Source organism: Pseudidiomarina piscicola, from assembly GCF_902806985.1.
Taxonomy (GTDB): Bacteria; Pseudomonadota; Gammaproteobacteria; order Enterobacterales; family Alteromonadaceae; genus Pseudidiomarina; species Pseudidiomarina piscicola.
Genome location: NZ_CADCXY010000004.1, coordinates 26,034 through 44,829 on the forward strand (window position 1 = coordinate 26,034; position 18,796 = coordinate 44,829).

An 18,796-nucleotide genomic window follows, 5' to 3' on the forward strand; every position below is an offset into this window, starting at 1 on the left:
AACATAGAACTAGTATGACGAAGTCGCAGTAATTGGCAACAACCAATAGACTTTAGCTATTGCACCAGAAAAATAAGGCGTATACACTTCTGGACGTCTAAAAATAAAAACTAAACTAAAAGCAAAGGTTGGCTGAACTATGACGGAATCTGCAAGTGCTCGCGCGCTCCTCCCCCTAGGTCTTTTTCTTGCGCTATTCCTTGGTGCTGGTATCTATTTTCAGGCCACTGGGGTCGATATGGCGTTTTACCAACTTGCCAGCCCAGTGGCTATTTTACCGGCCATCATTCTTGGTGTGCTCCTGAGCAAGCAAGCATTTGAAGAGCGCATTAATACCTTTGTGGGCGGTGTTGGCGACCGTAATATCGTTACCATGTGTATGATTTACTTGCTGGCTGGCGCGTTCTCCACCGTCGCAGCTGCAACAGGCGGGGTCGACGCCATGGTCGCGCTGGGGCTGCACATTATTCCTGCCAGTTTTCTACTACCCGGGTTGTTCATTATCGCCGCGGTGGTTTCCACCGCTATGGGCACCTCGATGGGAACGCTGGGCGCACTGGCACCCGTTGCATTAGGTCTCGGTCAAGCTGCAGGCATTGATTTAGCACTGCTCGCTGGGGTACTCGTTAGCGGCGCCATGTTCGGCGATAACCTCTCAATTATTTCTGACACCACGATTGCCGCTACCCGAACTCAGGGCTGTAACATGAGTGACAAGTTTAAGGCCAACCTGAAAATTTCGATTCCCGCTGGGATCATCACTGTGTTATGGCTAATCACCTACGATACAGGTGCAACACCGCCGCAAGTTCCTGACGCAAATTTATGGCTGAGCCTGCCTTACTTCTTCATTATTGTACTGGCGGTAATGGGCTTGAACGTATTTGCCGTGCTTACACTGGGTATTATTTTAGCCGCGGTGTTCGGCATGGTCACCGTTGATTATCAATGGGTCGCGTTCAGCCAAGATATCTATACCGGTTTCACCAGTATGCAAGAGATATTTCTACTGAGCTTATTAATTGGTGGCCTTTCAGCGTTGATTCGTCAGCAAGGTGGGTTGAAGTTTCTCGCGAACACAGTGGGTAATGCCACCAAGCGCTTGTTTAAGCATCCACAGCAGCGGGCCGCCTTTGGTGTTGCTGGCCTAACGGGGCTTACGAACTTTGCCGTTGCCAACAATACCGTGACGATTTTATTATCGGGAGAGGTTAGCAAGAAACTTGCAGAAGAAGGCAACCTTGCGCCACGGCAAAGCGCCAGTCTGCTCGATATTTTTGCTTGTGTGGTACAGGGCGCATTGCCCTATGGTGCTCAGGCGCTGTTTATGGGAGCGAGTTTTGGTTTAACTCCCATTGAAGTGAGTGTGCACACCGGTTATTGCTTTATTCTTGGCGCGGTGGCCATTGCCATGATCATCTGGCGCAAGCCACTTGAAGGACGGGAAAAGTTAGCACCAAGTACAACCTAGTTGGTACTTGGTAGCTCCATCACACCATCAATTTCAATCTGCGCGCCCTTCGGTAGGGCTTTCACACCGATAGCGGCGCGCGCTGGATAAGGGCTCTGCAAGAACTCCGCCATCACTTCATTGACAATGGCAAACTGACCTAAATCGGTCAGGTAAATTTGCAATTTGACCATATCTTGCAGTTCACCACCTGCCGCCTCACAGACTGCCGCAACGTTTTTGAACACTTGCACGGCTTGGGCACGGAAATCTTCGCTGACGAACTCCATGGTTTCTGGAACCAACGGAATTTGCCCTGAAAGGTAAACCGTGGTGCCAATTTTGACAGCTTGTGAATAAGTACCAATCGCAGCAGGTGCATTTTCAGTGCTAATAATAACTTTTGACATGTTACTTCCTTAAACGCGCAACACGCTGAACATCCGGCATTTTTCTAATATGACGAATAACATCTGCAAGTTGCTTTCTATCTAGAACGGTTAACGCGACGTCGATGTAGTAGATATTGGCATCAACTTCCTCGGTTTTCAGACCGTGAATATTACATCCAGTAGCGGCAATATTAGACGTTAATTTTGCCAACGCACCTTGGTGGTTCACCACCTCGACACGCACTTCTGTGACAAACTCCGCTTCTGACTTCTCATCCCATTGAACAGGGAAGTAGCGACCAGGTTCGTCTTCATGGCCTCGAACGTTTTTGCATTCATGGCGATGAATCACGAGCCCCTTACCCGGACTTACATGGGCAATAATATCGTCACCTGGAATGGGGCGGCAGCATTTCGCAAAACTTACCAACAGCCCCTCGGCACCTTTAATGGCAAGGCTGCGATTCGTGCTCGTTACCGCTTGCTCATCGTTTAATTGTTGCAGTTCGCCCATCAAACGCTTGGCAATCGCCACCGACATCATATTGCCCAAACCAATTTCACGCAGAAGTTGTGAACGTGACGCCATTCTTACTTCTTCGCAAACACGTGAAAAATCAGCTTCGGTAATGTCATTATAACTCACCGGACCAAGCGCGGCGCGTAATAAGCGCTCGCCAAGCTGCTCAGCTTCCCGGGTCTCTTGACCTTTCAGATACTGACGAATTTTCGCCCGAGCTTTGCCAGTGACCGCAAAGTTTAACCAGGCGATATTCGGCCGCGACCCAGGTGCCGTTTTGATATCGACGGTTTGCCCTGTTTCTAAAGGCTTACTCAACGAATACACGTTGTGGTTCACGCGTGCGCCGATACAGGTGTTACCAATATCCGTATGCACTGCGTAAGCGAAATCGACAGGGGTGGCACCTTGCGGTAACTCAATAATGCGGCCTTCCGGTGTAAAGACATAAATTTCTTCAGGGAACAGCTCAGATTTGACGTTTTCAATAAACTCAAAGGCATTACCGGTGCTTTGTTGCAGCTCAAGTAAGCTTTGCATCCATCGCCGAGCGCGCACCTGTGCGGTGGTACCGCTGTTTTCATCGTTCTTATAAAGCCAATGCGCTGCGACCCCGCGGTCGGCCATCAAGTTCATCTCTTCAGTACGGATCTGAATCTCTACAGGTATTCCGTGCGGCCCCTTCAGTGAGGTGTGCAACGATTGATAGCCGTTTGACTTGGGAATCGCTATATAGTCTTTGAAACGTGTCTCTATTGGCTTGTAAAGGTTATGTAAGGCGCCAAGTACGCGGTAACAGGTATCAACCTCATCGACAATCACGCGAAACGCATAAATGTCCATCACTTGTTCAAACCGCAGCTCTTTATGCAGCATTTTCTTATAAATGCTGTAGAGGTCTTTTTCGCGACCCAACACCCGCGCATGAATGTTGTGGTTGGTCAGCCGCGTATCAATTTCTTTTTGCACTCGCTCCACAAGCTCACGGCGATTGCCGTGGGCTTGTTTCACTTGCGACTCTAACAATTTGGCACGCCATGGGTACAACGCATAAAACCCGAGCATCTCGAGCTCGTTTTTTATATCGTGAACACCGAGCCGGTGCGCGAGCGGTGCATAAATTTCAAGGGTTTCGCGCGCAATGCGACGGCGCTTGTCTGGCCTTAGGTGGCCAATGGTACGCATGTTGTGCGTGCGGTCCGCAAGCTTAATCAAGATCACTCGAATGTCTTGCACCATCGCCATGATCATTTTGCGATAGTTTTCGGTTTGCAGCTCTTCTTTCGAGTTGAAGGTTAGTTTATCAAGCTTAGACACCCCTTCGACCAGCTCGGCCACGGTTGATCCAAACTGCTCAGCCAGGTCTTCTTGGTTGAACTCGGTGTCTTCAATCACATCATGCAACAGTGCTGCCATGATTGTTTCATGGTCTAAGCGCATGTCTGCAAGTATGCTGGCAACAGCAACCGGATGGGTGATGTAGGGTTCGCCGCTACGGCGCTTTTGAGATTTGTGCGCTTCTGCGGCCAGTTTGAAGGCCGCAGCAGCACGCTGCACCTGATCAGGTGGCAAGTACTCGGCTAATTGCTGCCGAAGCCCTTCAAATAAATACACTCGTGTTACTCAGAAGTACGAATCGCTTCAAATTCAGCTTCTTCTGCTGACTCTTGCTGCATCATTTGCGAACGTTCTTCAACGTCTAAACGTGCCGCATCAATCAAGCCTTCCTCGATTTCACGCAAAGCAACCACGGTCGCTTTTTCGTTATTTTTCCACGGCACCAAGGAATCTTTGCCTTGGGTCGCAAGTTGACGAGCGCGACGCGATGCGACCAACACTAGGTCAAATCGGTTGCCAATTTTATCAACAGCTTCTTCTACAGTTACGCGCGCCATAGTTACTCCAACTCAATAAATAGATTGCAAATGCAAAATGGGTCACGAATTATACGGATTTACTCGTCATTCGCCAAGAGATCTTTAAGTTTAGCCGCATGACGCTGTTGCTGCAACGCAATTCGTTGCCGCCGCGCCATCACAATGTGCTCAAAATTCGCCAGTGTGTCGGTGAAATCGCCGTTCACCAGTAAGTAATCAAACTCATGATAGTGAGACATTTCTGTCTGCGCTTTTGCCATTCGAGCCCGAATTGTATCGTCGCTGTCTTGCCCACGGCTTCTTAATCGCTGTTCCAGCACTTGTAAATTCGGCGGTACAATGAAAATCGACTGCGCTTGCGGGTACGCATCGCGAACTTGACGCGCACCCTGCCAGTCGATATCCAAAAACACATCAATGCCCTGCTTAAGCGTTTCTTCAATTACCACGCGTGAAGTGCCATAGTAGTTATCGAATACTTTTGCCCACTCGTAGAACGCATTTGCTTCGATTTTGCGTTGAAACGTGTCAACATCCAAAAAGTGGTAATGTACACCGTCGATCTCGCCGGGCCGAGGCGCACGGGTCGTACAAGAAACAGAGACTTGCATGCTGCCGTCGTTATGGCGTTCTAGCAAAGCACGGATTAAACTAGATTTACCCGCACCACTTGGTGCAGCGACAATAAAAAGGTTTCCGTCAGCAGCGGCTGGTGTTGTGGTCATGGTTTTGCGGTCACATTATTCACTTGCGGATGACGGCAAAGCATAGCATGTTGCATCTTTTGGTGCGACATCTTAACAACGAGGAAGCTGTCCATGAGTACCAGTTGGATCATTATCATTATTGCCATTGTTTTGTTTGTTTACATGATTAGCGTGTACAACAAACTTGTGCGTTTAAAAAACCAATTTGAAAATGCGTTCGCGCAAATTGAAGTACAACTAAAGCGCCGTTACGACCTCATTCCAAACTTAGTCGAAACAGCAAAGGCTTACTTAAGTCACGAACGCGAAACCTTAGAAGCCGTCACCGCAGCACGAAATCAAGCCGCTGACGCATTACCCAAGGCCGCCCAAGACCCGCGTAATGCCAGTGCTATGCAAGAACTTGGCGGTGCCGAGTCAGCTTTAGGTAGTGCGTTAGGCCGGCTTAATGTGGTTATGGAAGCCTATCCAGACCTAAAAGCCAACGAAAACATGATGCAGGTTTCCGAAGAGCTTACCAGCACGGAAAACCGTGTAGCTTTCGCCCGTCAGGCTTTTAACGACGCGGTTATGAGCTACAACACCTATCGCCAATCGTTCCCACCGGTCGCCGTTGCCAGCTTCTTTGGTCATGGTAAAGACGCCAGCTTACTTGAGTTTGCCGACAGCGCAGAGATCCAAGCAGCTCCTAAAGTTCAGTTTTAATTAACACGGCGACGTTATGGTTAACTTCTTCGAACACCAGCAGCAGGCTCGGCGAAACACCGGCCTGCTGGTTATTTTATTTTTCCTTGCTTTTGCACTTATTATCGCCGGTGTAACCTTGGTGGTAGCCTTTGTAATGGGCGCCGTAGCAACCAATGGCCAAGGTGACTATCAACTCAACTGGGAACCCTTTATTTGGGTCAGCCTCACCGTAGGTGGTGGCATTCTAGCGGTGATGCTATTCAAGTGGTTGCAGCTAAAAGCAGGTGGCCGTGTTGTGGCGGAACACCTCGGCGGTAAATTAGTAAGCCCTGATACCCAAGACGCGTTAGAGCGGCGAGTTCTCAATGTGGTCGAAGAAATGGCCATTGCCGCCAATATGCCGGTGCCGGCGGTGTATATTTTGCCCGATGAAGCTGCGATTAATGCCTTTGCGGCGGGCTACGATTCAAGAGATGCCGTGATTGGCCTTACCCGCGGTGCCGTCGATAGCTTTTCCCGTGAGCAGTTGCAAGGTGTGGTCGCCCACGAATTTAGTCATATTCTTAATGGCGACATGCGCTTAAATATACGCTTAATTGCGGCCCTTGCAGGTATTCTAGCCGTAGCCCACTTAGGCCGAATTTTACTTTATTCAGGACACGGTGCGCGCAGCCGAAACAATAAAAATGCCCTCCCTTTGTTCGGCATCGGGCTGATAATTCTTGGTGGCATCGGTATTTTGTTTGGCAATTTAATCAAATCGGCGGTCAGCCGCCAGCGTGAATATTTGGCCGATGCGGCAGCGGTGCAATTTACCCGCAACCCTGAAGGCCTTTCGGGTGCGCTGAAGCAAATAGGTGCACGCGAGTCTGGCAGTCGAGTTAAACACAAAAATGCCGATGAGGCGGCGCACTTGTTTTTCGGTGAAGCACTGCAACATTGGTTCGGCATGATGGCGACACATCCGCCACTTGAGAAGCGTATCAAACGCATTGAGCCACGCTGGAATGGCCGTTATCCGGAACCGAAAAATGCCCGAAGCCGCTCGGAAAAAGAACAGGCGGCTGCCCAACCTCGCCCATCGGCACTAAACAAATTAGCCATGCTCGCCTTGCCCGCGGTACTGATGGAGCAGGCGCATAGCCCTAAGCAAGCGCCTAAATTGGTGCATGACCTCGTCATGAGTCAGCTTTTAGGCGAACCCAACCAAGCCTTACTGGACTTAAATCCAGCACAGCAACTAGCCTTGGTCGAAGTGGCTATACCGGCATTACGACAAGGCAGTGAGTCGGCCCGCTTAAACTTGCTCAAAGATCTAGAATCAATGGCGACCAGTCAGGATCTTTTCCATTGGGGGTTGTACCAACTTATCGCTCGGCAGTTGCTACCTAAATCGCGTTTTAAAGGCACGCTCGACAATGATCAAGCGTTGCAGGTCACCGTTGATGCGTTACAGCGCACTGATGCCGGTCAGCAAGTCGACCGTGAGCAGCTCAGCAAAGCCTTAAATACCTGCCGGGGCTGGTCACCGAAAGGCAAAGAGAGCTTAGTTGAAAACTGGCTTAAAACCGTACGCGAAGACGATGTCATTTCGCCTGCGGAACGCCAGTTATTAGCGATTCTGTGCGCCTGTATTGAAGTTCCAATGACCGACGAGATGTTGCAATAGTTATTACTTTTCTACAGCATCAAGCCAGGCACGAACATGCTCATGGCGCTCATTATCCATCACACCAAGACTCATGTGATGACGTCCGGGCGCCATGATCAGTTGCAACCTATCTGATTCCAACGGCAAGTAATAATCATAAGGGGCAATCGCGTCTTTATCGCTGGCGATAACAAGCGTTGGTAACTGAATGGCAGGCAACAACTTACGTAAATCGGTATCTTCAATCGCCACATCTTGCTTACGCATGGCGGCCAGCACACCTTCTCGAATGGACTCGGTGGGCATCACCTTACTTAAGTTTGGATAAAGTAATTCAACCATCGCCGTAGTGGCTTGGTCCATCGGCCGCATTGGCGCAAATAGCATTAAGCCACTCACATCATCGCGGTTTTTAGCAACGTGGGCAGCGGCCACAGCGCCCATCGAGACGCCGGCCAAGTAAAGCGGGTGCGGCACTTCACGGGCGGGCAGACTATCGATCAGTGTGTTAATAAACGCCGCGTCACGCACTCCAAAGCCTACCTGCTGTGCACTAGAATCGCCGTGACCTAACAAATCTGGAACAACGACATGATAGCCCAGAAACATGTAATAGGCCGCCAGATACCCCATGCTTGATTTATCGCCACCATAGCCATGCAACAACACAACGGTTCCCGAACGTGGTGCCACTTGCTCGCGCTGTAAGTCGAGGTGAGAGGTGTCCACCTGACCATTCACCTCAAGCTCAGCATTGAAGGTCAAGCGTGCAAAGCTCTTATCTGTGTCCAGCAAGTGATAAGGTTTACCAAAGTAGTAGCCGGTGCAGCCCCCCAAATAAGGCAAGCAAAACTCGCGCTTACTGAGTTCTAAAGTTCGCAGCGACGCCTCAGACTCGTTTTCCCACTGCATACCTTGAGGCCGCTTCGATAGCTCATACTCGACATAATTGGCGCAGCCCGATAACAAAATGCTGGTCACAAGCAGTGCCGCCCAACTCAATACTTTGAACATTCTTTTCCCTTTTTTCACCGCCTAACGTAAAAGTATCTCGCTACTATAACCAAAGGCTGCGACATGAGCTACGATTTTCAAGTTGTTAGCATGGCTTTGATAACCGCTCCAGGGGCTGGCCGTAAATCATGATGAGCGCCTAACCTAGGCGATAGCTGTGGGCAATAACTTGTAGAATCGTTAAAGATTAACGATAATAAGGTAAATATTTAATTAAATGAGTGAGATAGGTAAGACTATGCCATCTTTTGATGTAGTTTCAGAAATTGACAGTGTTGAACTGAATAATGCCGTAGAAAATGCAACCCGTGAGCTCGGTTCACGATTTGACTTCAGGGGTGTGGATGCGCGCATTGAACTGAAAGAGTTTACCGTGACCCTAGCTTCTGAATCAGACTTCCAAGTACAGCAGTTACACGATATTTTTGCGAATCATTGCGCCAAGCGTAACCTGAGTTTAGCCGGCACAGAATCACCTGAAGAGCTTACACATAGTGGCAAAACATTCAGCACCACAGTGACCTTCAAGCAAGGAATTGATCAAGCTTTAGCGAAGAAAATTGTCAAAATCATTAAAGAGGCAAAACTGAAGGTTCAAGCTTCTATTCAGGGCGATAAAGTGCGTGTGACGGGTAAAAAACGTGATGACCTGCAACAAACCATGGCACTGCTTCGCAATGCTGATATCGATTTACCCTTGCAATTTGAGAACTTTCGCGACTAATACTTAATAAAGTTCAACCGCAACGAGTCACCTATGGATCAGAAAGAACTTCTGCAGCGAATGCCAGGTATTGCGTATCAGCTGGTTCGCGATCCCAACGGGAAATTCCGTTTTTCGTTTATTGACAGCGGTGTCGAACGCTTATTGGGTTTTACCGTCTCAGACTTATTAGAAGATGCGAGTGCCTTACTGCACTGTATTCACCCAGATGATTACTCGGCTGTTTTTTCTACGAGTATCACGGCGGCCGAAGAAGGCCGCGATTGGCATCACCCGTTTCGATTTATTCACCCCGATGGCGAAGTGCTTTGGCTTGACGCTCATGAACGAGGTGAGCAACAAAATGATGGAAGCCTAGTATGGTCAGGCTTTCTATTTGAAGCTAATGAACGCAAACGGCTTGAGTGCCAGCTTGTTGCTAGCGAATATCGTTTTCGGACCCTTGTCGAACAGGCCCACGATATTATTTTCACGGTGGATGCGAATGGCATTATCACCTATTTATCGCCTAACTGGAAACAACATACCGGCTACGATATCGACGACTCCATAAACCAGTCGTTTGAGACGATTGTTCATGCTGATGATGTGGCCTTGTGTAACGCTTTTATACAGTCAGTGATCACGACGGGGCCTGAGGTCGATGATATTGAGTTTCGCGTTCTGCATGCCGATGGCAAGTGGCGTTGGTTCACCTGTCGAGCGTCGAGTATCGATGACCCACACTCTGAGCGACCACAACTATTAGGCATTGCTCGCGAAATCACCGAACAGCGACAGCAACGTGAAAAAATCGCGCGTATGGCGCGCCAAGACATGCTTACCAATTTGTCGAATCGCGCGCATTTTGAAGAAGTTTTCGAACGTCATCTCGCACATGCTGCCAAGCACGAGCAGCCCCTAGCAGTACTTTTTATTGACCTTGATGAGTTTAAGCCGGTGAATGACACTTATGGGCACAGCGTCGGTGATCAACTGCTTGTGCATGTCGCACGCCGAATTAAATCATGTTTGCGTGACACTGATGCTGCGTGCCGCTCTGGCGGCGATGAGTTTTTAGTATTGGCAAACGAGTTAGCCGACACTGAAAGCGCTGAACAGGTTGCCGTCACTATTGCCGAGCGCATTCGAACCGAACTAGCCAAACCGTTCACCATTGAGCAGGCACACATTAGTATTTCCGCGAGTATCGGCATCGCCATTTTTCCAACGCATGCACTACTTCCCCGCGACGTTTTACGCTGCGCTGATCGAGCCATGTATCGAGCTAAGCTCGCCGGACGCAATCGTGTTTGTGTGGCCGACTGTCGTGCTGGCACGCCCTGTTTGAGGTAACCATGAATTGCGGTCTATGTGGCGGTAACGAGCACCAACTTTTTTACACTCAAACACGCGGTACACTGCAGGGCCGCGAGTATTGGCACTGTGCAACCTGTGACTTAGTCCATGTGCCCCGCCATCAACACTTGAGCCCACAAGACGAAAAAGCGATTTACGATTTTCACCAAAACGACCTACATGACGAAGGCTACCGTAAGTTCCTTGACCGCGTTGCCGAGCCGTTGCAGCAACGTTTACCCAAAGGCGCGCAAGGGCTCGATTTTGGCAGTGGTCCTGGGCCAACGCTGTCCGTAATGATGAGCGCGTCGGGCTACCCTTGCACCACCTATGATATTTATTACGACCACTACCCAGAGCGACTCGCAACTCAGTATGACTATCTCACCTGTACCGAGGTTATCGAACACGTTGCCGAGCCTGCCAAGGTGCTTCAGCAACTGCTTGTAAGCTTACGTCCTGGCGGGCTGCTAGCCTTGATGACTCAGCAGTGGCGTAGCCAGGAACACTTTGAGTTTTGGTCCTATGCGAATGATCCAACGCATATAAGCTTTTTCCATCAGCGTACCTTCGACTGGATAGCTAAACACTGGCGCCTTGACGTTAACTACGCCGCCAACGACGTTATTATTTTTCGAGTGCCAACTTAAACCAACTTAAGCAACACACCGCCCACCAGCCAAATTACCGCCAGTGCTGATAATCCCAACATGATTCTATCAGACCATGATGCACCACCATGATCATGTGAGTGGTCATGGCCTTCATGGGCGTGTTGTTGGCGTTTGAAGAAGTAAATCAAAACCGCCGACAGCGCTAAACCAATCAGGTTAAGCACAAAACCATAATTAAATTTAAAGTGCTCGCGCTCACTAATTTTTTGCACGCCTTCATTACTTGGCAACACATCAAATGCCAGTAAGCCATAGTGCAGTAGCAACGAGGTTACAACGAGGCAGGTAAATAACAAGCCAGCAATATAGAGCGCCATTTTCCAACCATAATAGTTGGCATTAATGCGTAGCACCGGCAGCACCACCAAGTCGGAAAAAATGAACGCCATAACCCCAGCAAAGGCTACTCCCTCGCCAAACAGTACTGCCGCAAGTGGAATATTACCCATTGAACCGATAAAGGTGAAAAATGCCGCAATAGGTCCAATTACAGTTTGTTGGAGCACTTGCCAGAAACTGAGGTCAGCACCGGCTGACCCCGATCCTTGAAAGAGCCAAGCAAAAAACTCAGAGGGTACAAATGCTGAGATTAGACCGGCAACGGTAAAGCCAAGCAGTACGTCTTTCCAAACCATCTGCCATTCCATGACAAAACGCTGAGCGACCATTTGCCATAGTTCTGGATCACGAATATCGGCCCAGTGCGTTAGTTCATAGCCATCTTCTTCGGTGCCGTCGCCATCATCGTCTCGCGCCTCTTCGATCAGACGGTTCGGCTTGGTTAGCTTGACGAAGACCCAGGCCAAGGCGATCAACAATAAACCACCGAGGTATTCCCCGACCACAAACTGCCAATTAAGAAATACGGCAATAACAAAGCCGAGCTCTACAACGAGATTCGTTGACGCCAGCAGGAAGGCGAGCGAGCCCGTAAATGCCGCGCCCTTGTTAAATAAGGCTCGCGTGGTTGCCAACGCAGCGAAACTGCAGGAGCTTGAAATAAAACCGAAAAAACTTCCCAAAGCCACTGACTTAAAGCCGTCGTCGCCCATCACTGAGCGCATCTGTTTACGGGTGATCAAAACCTGGATAATACTGCTAATAAAATAACCGAGTACAAACGCCCACAACGCCATCCAAAAAAAGCCGAGGCTGGTGGTCGCTGCAGCTTCCCAACTTTGCATAAAGTTTGTCATTTCGCAGCTCCGTATTTGGTATCTGTCGATAAACATAGCATACTAGCGTCAATGCTATAAAATCAGCCTGTTACGCAAGGAATCACTATGACTGCACATTGGCAAGCCCGCCGTTCTGGCCCTTCCCCTCAACGCCCAGGTGATCGGCGAACCCCATGGCAACGCGATCGGGCCCGAGTGTTGCATTCAGCAGCATTTCGACGCTTGCAGTCAAAAACCCAGATCATGAATGTTGGTGAAAACGACTTTTATCGTACGCGTTTAACCCATTCACTTGAGGCAGCTCAAATCGGGGCTTCGTTGATCAATCAACTCCATCATATCGGCACTGAGCAGGAAGTGAGTATGCTGCCAGACCTAAATTTAATGGAGACCTTGTGCTTAGCTCATGACATAGGCCATCCGCCGTTTGGTCATGGAGGGGAAACCGCGCTTAACTTTAAAATGCTGGCCGCCGGCGGCTTTGAAGGGAATGGGCAAACTTTTCGTATTGTCGGCAAACTTGAAGCCTACCATCCTGAACATGGCATGGACTTAACCCGTAGAACCCTGTTAGGGCTGCTAAAGTACCCGGTTTTAATGCCTGAACTACCAGTTCCGGTGCCAGCGAGCCAACCAGGCAGCTTAGCTCAATGGCGTCCTGCGAAGGCGCTTTTCAGTTGTGACGCTGATTTGCTTGATTGGGTGCTCGAGCCACTGTCGAAGGCCGATAAAGACATCTTTCAAGAGGTTGAAACACTCTCTGAAAGCCCTTGGCAACGCTCAAAACACAAAAGTCTCGATGCCTCGCTGATGGAGCTTGCTGACGATATTGCTTATGGCGTGCATGACCTGGAAGACGCAGTCGTTACCGGTACGCTTTCAGAATCTCAATGGCATGCGCACCTCGACAAAGTGGTCGCCAATTTAGACAGCTCACTTGCCGACTTGATGCGTCAACTTGGCCGCCAGTTGTTTTCTAGCCAGCATAGCGTGCGAAAAGATGCCATTGGCGCGTTAGTGAATATTTTTGTGACCGCGGTTCACATAACCGAAGTATCACCCGAGACTGAAGAGCCGCTGATCCGCTTTAATGCTTGCTTGCCCGAGTCTGAACGCTACCTATTAGATAGTTTAAAGAAAGTGGTTTTCGAACATGTGATTAACCAACCAGCGATTCAACAATTAAGGTATCGCAGCCAAAATATGCTACTCAATTTGTTTACGGCCTTTCATACCGAGCCCATGCGGTTATTACCTGACAACACGCGCATACGCTGGCAAGCGGCCTATAACGAAAAAGGACAAGCCGCCGCAGATCGCATCTTATGTGACTACATTGCCGGTATGACCGACGACTATGCTGAGCGAATGTACCGTAATTTATATGTGATCTAGTTGGCGTCTTAAAAAACGGAGCATCGTAAAACTACCTAAATGGGAATAACTCGCATTAACTATTGCAAATGCGAATAGTTTCTATTTATACTCTCCCCCAGTTCGAAACTGTCATTAATTTTTTGGGGGATTTATGCGTTACTCATTGCTTGCTAGTGCGCTTACGCTAGCGCTTACAAGCCCAGTTAGCCTTGCAGCCGAAGTCGAAAGTGACACACCAGATGGTGTTGAAGTAATTCAGATTATCGGCTCGGCGGAAGACGCAAAAACCGTTGCAGGCTCAGGCTCTGTTATCGCGCCCGAGCAGATGGACGTTGAAGTAAATACAGATATTAACCAGTTACTGAAAACTGTGCCTGGTGTTTACATCCGTGAAGAAGACGGCCAAGGCTTACGGCCTAATATTGGTATTCGCGCCGCGGCCGGCGGTCGCTCAAGCAAGGTCACCTTACTTGAAGACGGCGTAATGATTGCACCGGCGCCATACTCGAATCCAGCGGCCTACTATTTCCCTGAAGCTTACCGCATGCACAGCATCGAAATTCTAAAAGGTGCTCCTTTGTTACGTTACGGTCCACAAACCACGGGCGGCGTAATTAACCTACTCACAACACCGATTCCACAGCAGCCACAAGGGCAAATCACTGTGCGCATGGGTGAAAACAGCAGCCGTGACATTCACGCCTACTATGGCGGTACGTCAGGCTCTTTTGGTTGGCTCATCGACACCGTTCAACGCGACTCGAATGGCTTCAAAACAATCGACCGCAGCAACCAAGACGCTGGCTATGACATCGAAGACTATCTCGTTAAGTTACGCTGGTCGGGTGTAAACCAAAGCCTCACCGCAAAACTTCAATACTCTGAGCAAGTTTCCAACGAAACCTATGGCGGCCTCACTGAAGCTGATTTTGCTGAAAACCCTAATCGTCGTTACGGCCTAACCGCCATCGACCAAATGGACAATCAACATAATGGCTATACCCTTACCTACGATGCCACGTTAACAGATAGCTTGAACCTAACAGCAGTAGCGTATCGCAATGAATACAAACGTGACTGGTTTAAAGGTAGTCCAGGCAGTTTGATTGACGCAGCCAACTCAGGCGACACCGACGCACTCGCGGTACTGCACGGTACTCAAGACTACAGCGGGCTTGACTACAAACACAATAATCGTGCCTATGAGTCCTATGGTGTTGAAATTCGCTTGAACGCCTTGCTTGGTGACCACGAAATCGAATTTGGCGCGCGTGATCACAGTGACCGGATGGATCGCTTCCAGCCAGTTGAAGTATACGATCAAGTGAATGGTAGCTTGGTTTACCAACACACAGTACAACCAACGGGCAGTAACAACCGCTTAGAAGGCGCTGATGCTAATGCGTTTTGGGTTGCTGATACCTGGCAAGCCACGGCGGATTTAAAAGTTGACGCAACCCTGCGTTATGAAGATGCCGAAACCTACCGCAAACAGTTTGCAAGTGTCGACCGCACCGATACCCCAAGCTATCGTAGCAGCGATGCCAAAGAATGGTTACCTGGCATCTCTTTTACCTACGACGTTAATGATACTGTGCAAGTGCTTGCCGGCGTGCACCGCGGCTTCTCACCCTTGGGCGGTGGCGCGACTGAGACCGATGAACCCGAAACCAGCACTAACTATGAGTTAGGCGCGCGCTTCAGCGACAACGGTTTCTTCGCCGAAGCTTTGGCCTTCCGTAGTGACTTTAACAACCAAGCCGAGAGCTGCTCAGTTGCCAGCCCATGCAGTAACGGCGCCACCTCTGGTAGCTTCGTGACCGGTGAAGCTGTGGTACAGGGACTCGAGTTACAACTAGGAAAAACCTGGCAACAAGGTGCGTGGACAATTCCAACGAACTTTAACTACACCTATAGTAATGCCGAAATTAGTGAAGACAACGCAGTGACAGGTGTGCAGAAGGGCGATACCTTAGCTGATATTCCTGAGCACTTATTTAGCGCTCGCTTAGGCTTGCTGCATGACAGCGGTTGGGACAATCACCTCATCGTCAAATACATGGATGAAACCTGCGTTAGCGTAGGCTGCCAGAGCCAAAACGATCCGCTGCTCGTCACTGAGTCGTTGATGACCATTGACTTAGTAAGCCGTTACCCGTTGTCCGAGCAAACTACGGTATTCCTGAAAGTAGATAACCTGTTCGATGAGCAAGTGATTATTTCGCGCTTACCTTACGGTGCTCGCCCTAACAAACCACAAATGGTTTCTGTTGGCTTCGACTACCGCTTCTAGCGCCACACCTGATGGCAGCAAGTACAGCTAACGCTGTGCTTGCTGTGCATCTTTTATCCACTGCAACACCTCGTCTAAAGGTTGCGGATGGCAAAATAGATAACCCTGCATCAAATTGCAGCCATGCTCGACAATGTAATCACGCTCTTCCTCTGTCTCAACCCCTTCGGCTATTGTATTGATTTCAAGCTCACCAGCGATGGTCAAAACGCCTCGCGTAATTGCGGAGTTACGCCGCGTATTAGCAACCCCTGAAATAAATGAACGATCGATTTTTAACGCATCAACAGGGAATTGATTGAGGTAACTTAAGCTAGCAAAGCCAGTACCAAAATCATCGATGGCTACCAGTAAACCTAGCTCGCGCAAACGATGAATTAACGCAATCATATTTTCGCTGTCACGCACAAATACGTTTTCGGTAATTTCAATCACGATTTGACCAGCTTGAACATCAAACTCTTCAAGTGTGGCTTTTACAACTTCAATAAAGTCGTCGCGATAAAACTGCAACGGTGAAAAGTTGACGCTTACGCGCGCAATACCTGCCGCAATTAACGCTTTGGTATCGTGACAAGCTTGACGGAACACCCAGTCTGCAATGGCGATGATTTGCCCGGTTGCTTCTGCCATCGGAATGAATTCCGCCGGTGAAATATAGCCTTTACTTGGGTGCTTCCAACGTATTAATGCTTCAACCCCTTCCGGTTGGCCATTTTGATTCACGATCGGCTGATAAAAGAGTTCAAATTGCTCGGCTTGAATAGCCTCTTGCAACTGTGTACGTAGCTCTACTTGATGCTGCATGTCGGCATCTAAGTGGGCACTGTACCAGTGGTACGAGCTACCCCCACGGCGTTTGGCTTCATACATTGCAACATCAGCCCGTTGGATGAGTTCGACTGGGTTGTCAAATGCGGTGCTATTGTCGGCAATACCGATTGTTGCCGACAGTGACACCTCTAATTCATTGAACCGATAAGGCTGATCAAATTGCTTCAGTAAGTTGGTTGCCAATTGGTTGATGTCACGCCGCTCTTGCATGCTGCTAACGATGACAATAAACTCATCGCCACCGAAGCGCGCTAACATGTCTTGTGGTGGAACTTGCGACTTAAGCCGCTCTGCTGTTTCAACCAAAATATGATCGCCTACAGCATGCCCAAGACTATCATTAATCGGTTTAAAGCCATCTAAGTCGATAAACAGCACCGCTAAGGTGGCACCGGCATCTGAAGTTTTATCTTGCAGGCTTTGCGCCAAGCGTTCTTCCAGTGCATTACGATTCGGTAGGCGAGTTAACACGTCATGCTTCGCTAAAAACTGTAATTCTTTTTCACCCTCAACGCGTTCCGAAATATCACTTTGCAAACCAATGAAGTGTGTTACTTTTTCGCCACTATCACGCACCGGCGATATTAATAAATCATTCCAAAACGGTGAACCATTTTTACGATAGTTCAGAATGGTCACGTGAACTTCGCTTCGCGTGGCAAGCGCCTCACGAATTTTCTTAACGGTTGCAGGATCTGTTTCAGGCCCTTGCAAAAAACCGCAACCGTGGCCCAAAATATCTGCATCGTCGTGGTAGCCCGTGATGTCCTTAAACGCTTGGTTGACATAAATAATCGGAAAACCCGAAACATTTGCATCACTAATGATCACGCCATCTGAACTCGATTCAACACCTCGTTCTAGCAACGCCAAGCGTGATTCGTTTTGCCGTGCTGCGGTGATGTCTTTCGCAATACCGTGCACACCGGTTACGTCACCGTTGATCACAATCGGCACATTGGTGACATCTAATACATGGGTCTTGCCAGCACGGTCGGTAATTTCAACTTCATAGCGCTGCGGTTTACCGCTTAATGCCACGTTAAAATGGCCACGTGTTCGCGCATGTTCAAATTCAGAAACAACTAATTCATAGGACTGCCCAAGAACCTCTATCTCCTGGAAGCCAGTCAAATCTTCACCCGCTCGGTTTAAACTTAAAAAGTTGCCGTCACGATCGAGGGTAAACACCGCATCAGGATTATAGGTGAACAGCGAACGGTGATGCTGCTCACTGCGCTCACGACGCACACGATCATTATGTTGATCTATCACTAAGGCCACTAAGTCACGGCTACGCTGCAGCAGGATTGTCTCGCGTGAGGTCGGTTTTCGTACCTTATGGAAGTACACGGCAAAGGTGCCTATCACACTTTTATCCGTTGGCGAGATAATGGGGTACGACCAACAGGCTCTCAGCCGATGCGCCCTTATCAGCTCGAAAAAGTCGCTGAAACGCTCGTCTTTAAACATGTCTGCGGCGACCACTGGTGTCCGATGGTAAGCGGCCGTGCCACAGGCTCCAACGCCGTCCGCAATGGTAAGGTTCTGCAAATGGTCGGTAAAGGTGTTGGGTAAACTTTCGGCGGGTACGGCACTCAAACTCTTGTGGCGACTATCAACCAACATCACCGTGCACATTGCGTTACTTACTTGGCCTTCGATCAGTCGACAAATATCGGCGAGCTTATCGTGCAGTGGTTTATCGTCAGCGAGTGACGCTAGGGTACGAAACTTTGCTTCAACAAGCCGCGTGAGTCGCATTCGTTCACGATGCCCTAACCACCAACCCAGCGCAATTCCAACGATCGCTAAAAGCAAACCGTAAAGCAATAACTGGTGCTGCCAGTCGAGTTGTGTAATCGCCACGGGGCATCCTTAGTGTGAACAACCAAAAGCTAGTCTAATCATTATGGAGTACGATGGTGATTCCGTAAATAGATCATATATCGCAGAGCCTTACCACTTAATGAGCCATCGACCGAAATAACACGACAAATTAACGCAGCATACGCAATTGATAATTGCTTATCAGCTAAAAAGCTGGCTACTATCGAGGCTAACAAAGGTTACCGAAGCG

15 protein-coding genes are annotated in these 18,796 nt (G+C 49.1%); 8 read left to right on the top strand and 7 right to left on the bottom strand.

Annotated elements, in window-relative coordinates; translation table 11 throughout:
• The first annotated feature begins 139 nt into the window (after positions 1–139).
• Complete coding sequence (locus tag PSI9734_RS08500; RefSeq protein WP_173920696.1) at positions 140–1,471, top strand: Na+/H+ antiporter NhaC family protein; 1,332 nt, start codon at positions 140–142, stop codon at positions 1,469–1,471.
• On the opposite strand, the gene PSI9734_RS08505 is transcribed toward PSI9734_RS08500, so the two are convergent.
• The 4 genes from PSI9734_RS08505 to gmk are packed head-to-tail and all read right to left on the bottom strand — an operon-like array spanning position 1,468 to position 4,964.
• Complete coding sequence (locus PSI9734_RS08505; protein WP_173920697.1) at positions 1,468–1,860, bottom strand: Rid family detoxifying hydrolase; 393 nt, start codon at positions 1,858–1,860, stop codon at positions 1,468–1,470. The two genes, PSI9734_RS08500 and PSI9734_RS08505, sit on opposite strands and share 4 nt — an antisense overlap.
• Position 1,861: 1 nt before the next feature.
• Positions 1,862–3,976, bottom strand: a complete 2,115-nt coding sequence (spoT, locus tag PSI9734_RS08510; RefSeq protein WP_173920698.1) for a bifunctional GTP diphosphokinase/guanosine-3',5'-bis pyrophosphate 3'-pyrophosphohydrolase — start codon at positions 3,974–3,976, stop codon at positions 1,862–1,864.
• 5 nt (positions 3,977–3,981) lie between these two features.
• Positions 3,982–4,257, bottom strand: a complete 276-nt coding sequence (gene rpoZ / locus PSI9734_RS08515) for a DNA-directed RNA polymerase subunit omega (protein WP_173920699.1) — start codon at positions 4,255–4,257, stop codon at positions 3,982–3,984.
• A gap of 59 nt (positions 4,258–4,316) precedes the next feature.
• Positions 4,317–4,964, bottom strand: coding sequence for a guanylate kinase (gmk, locus tag PSI9734_RS08520; protein ID WP_173920700.1), 648 nt, complete (start codon positions 4,962–4,964; stop codon positions 4,317–4,319).
• A gap of 93 nt (positions 4,965–5,057) precedes the next feature.
• Here gmk and PSI9734_RS08525 point away from each other — a divergent pair, with 93 nt between their 5' ends.
• On the top strand, positions 5,058–5,651 hold the full coding sequence (locus PSI9734_RS08525) for a LemA family protein (RefSeq protein WP_173920701.1): 594 nt from the start codon (positions 5,058–5,060) through the stop codon (positions 5,649–5,651).
• A gap of 16 nt (positions 5,652–5,667) precedes the next feature.
• Complete coding sequence (locus PSI9734_RS08530; protein ID WP_173920702.1) at positions 5,668–7,302, top strand: M48 family metallopeptidase; 1,635 nt, start codon at positions 5,668–5,670, stop codon at positions 7,300–7,302.
• Between the two features lie 3 nt (positions 7,303–7,305).
• Here the strand turns inward: PSI9734_RS08530 and PSI9734_RS08535 are convergent, their stop codons facing one another.
• Positions 7,306–8,298: an alpha/beta hydrolase gene (locus PSI9734_RS08535; protein WP_173920703.1), complete on the bottom strand. Its 993-nt coding sequence runs from the start codon at positions 8,296–8,298 to the stop codon at positions 7,306–7,308.
• 238 nt (positions 8,299–8,536) lie between these two features.
• Between PSI9734_RS08535 and PSI9734_RS08540 the strand changes: the two genes are divergently transcribed.
• Genes PSI9734_RS08540 through PSI9734_RS08550 form a run of 3 tightly spaced genes read left to right on the top strand, consistent with a single transcriptional unit; the run spans position 8,537 to position 11,010 of the window.
• Positions 8,537–9,022 (top strand): YajQ family cyclic di-GMP-binding protein, encoded by a 486-nt coding sequence (locus PSI9734_RS08540; protein WP_173920704.1) that lies wholly within the window; start codon positions 8,537–8,539, stop codon positions 9,020–9,022.
• A gap of 33 nt (positions 9,023–9,055) precedes the next feature.
• Positions 9,056–10,357: a sensor domain-containing diguanylate cyclase gene (locus PSI9734_RS08545; protein ID WP_173920705.1), complete on the top strand. Its 1,302-nt coding sequence runs from the start codon at positions 9,056–9,058 to the stop codon at positions 10,355–10,357.
• A gap of 2 nt (positions 10,358–10,359) precedes the next feature.
• Positions 10,360–11,010, top strand: coding sequence for a class I SAM-dependent methyltransferase (locus tag PSI9734_RS08550; protein WP_173920706.1), 651 nt, complete (start codon positions 10,360–10,362; stop codon positions 11,008–11,010).
• Here the strand turns inward: PSI9734_RS08550 and PSI9734_RS08555 are convergent.
• On the bottom strand, positions 11,007–12,230 hold the full coding sequence (locus PSI9734_RS08555) for a permease (protein WP_173920707.1): 1,224 nt from the start codon (positions 12,228–12,230) through the stop codon (positions 11,007–11,009). The two genes, PSI9734_RS08550 and PSI9734_RS08555, sit on opposite strands and share 4 nt — an antisense overlap.
• A gap of 87 nt (positions 12,231–12,317) precedes the next feature.
• Between PSI9734_RS08555 and PSI9734_RS08560 the strand changes: the two genes are divergently transcribed.
• Both PSI9734_RS08560 and PSI9734_RS08565 read left to right on the top strand, forming a co-directional pair.
• Positions 12,318–13,607 carry an anti-phage deoxyguanosine triphosphatase gene (locus PSI9734_RS08560; RefSeq protein ID WP_173920708.1) on the top strand — a complete coding sequence of 430 codons (1,290 nt, stop codon included), beginning with the start codon at positions 12,318–12,320 and terminating at the stop codon, positions 13,605–13,607.
• A 133-nt stretch (positions 13,608–13,740) separates the two neighbouring features.
• Entirely contained in the window at positions 13,741–15,882 is a 2,142-nt protein-coding gene (locus tag PSI9734_RS08565; RefSeq protein ID WP_173920709.1) for a TonB-dependent receptor family protein, read from the top strand.
• 27 nt (positions 15,883–15,909) lie between these two features.
• Here PSI9734_RS08565 and PSI9734_RS08570 read toward each other — a convergent pair whose 3' ends face one another.
• Positions 15,910–18,585 (bottom strand): EAL domain-containing protein, encoded by a 2,676-nt coding sequence (locus tag PSI9734_RS08570; protein WP_173920710.1) that lies wholly within the window; start codon positions 18,583–18,585, stop codon positions 15,910–15,912.
• Positions 18,586–18,796: the final 211 nt, after the last annotated feature.

Coding starts and splice junctions, on each gene's coding strand:
- PSI9734_RS08500 (WP_173920696.1), top strand. CDS start 140: ATGACGGAATCTGCAAGTGCTCGCGCGCTCCTCCCCCTAGGTCTTTTT.
- PSI9734_RS08505 (WP_173920697.1), bottom strand. CDS start 1,860: ATGTCAAAAGTTATTATTAGCACTGAAAATGCACCTGCTGCGATTGGT.
- rpoZ (WP_173920699.1), bottom strand. CDS start 4,257: ATGGCGCGCGTAACTGTAGAAGAAGCTGTTGATAAAATTGGCAACCGA.
- gmk (WP_173920700.1), bottom strand. CDS start 4,964: ATGACCACAACACCAGCCGCTGCTGACGGAAACCTTTTTATTGTCGCT.
- PSI9734_RS08525 (WP_173920701.1), top strand. CDS start 5,058: ATGAGTACCAGTTGGATCATTATCATTATTGCCATTGTTTTGTTTGTT.
- PSI9734_RS08530 (WP_173920702.1), top strand. CDS start 5,668: ATGGTTAACTTCTTCGAACACCAGCAGCAGGCTCGGCGAAACACCGGC.
- PSI9734_RS08535 (WP_173920703.1), bottom strand. CDS start 8,298: ATGTTCAAAGTATTGAGTTGGGCGGCACTGCTTGTGACCAGCATTTTG.
- PSI9734_RS08540 (WP_173920704.1), top strand. CDS start 8,537: ATGCCATCTTTTGATGTAGTTTCAGAAATTGACAGTGTTGAACTGAAT.
- PSI9734_RS08545 (WP_173920705.1), top strand. CDS start 9,056: ATGGATCAGAAAGAACTTCTGCAGCGAATGCCAGGTATTGCGTATCAG.
- PSI9734_RS08550 (WP_173920706.1), top strand. CDS start 10,360: ATGAATTGCGGTCTATGTGGCGGTAACGAGCACCAACTTTTTTACACT.
- PSI9734_RS08555 (WP_173920707.1), bottom strand. CDS start 12,230: ATGACAAACTTTATGCAAAGTTGGGAAGCTGCAGCGACCACCAGCCTC.
- PSI9734_RS08560 (WP_173920708.1), top strand. CDS start 12,318: ATGACTGCACATTGGCAAGCCCGCCGTTCTGGCCCTTCCCCTCAACGC.
- PSI9734_RS08565 (WP_173920709.1), top strand. CDS start 13,741: ATGCGTTACTCATTGCTTGCTAGTGCGCTTACGCTAGCGCTTACAAGC.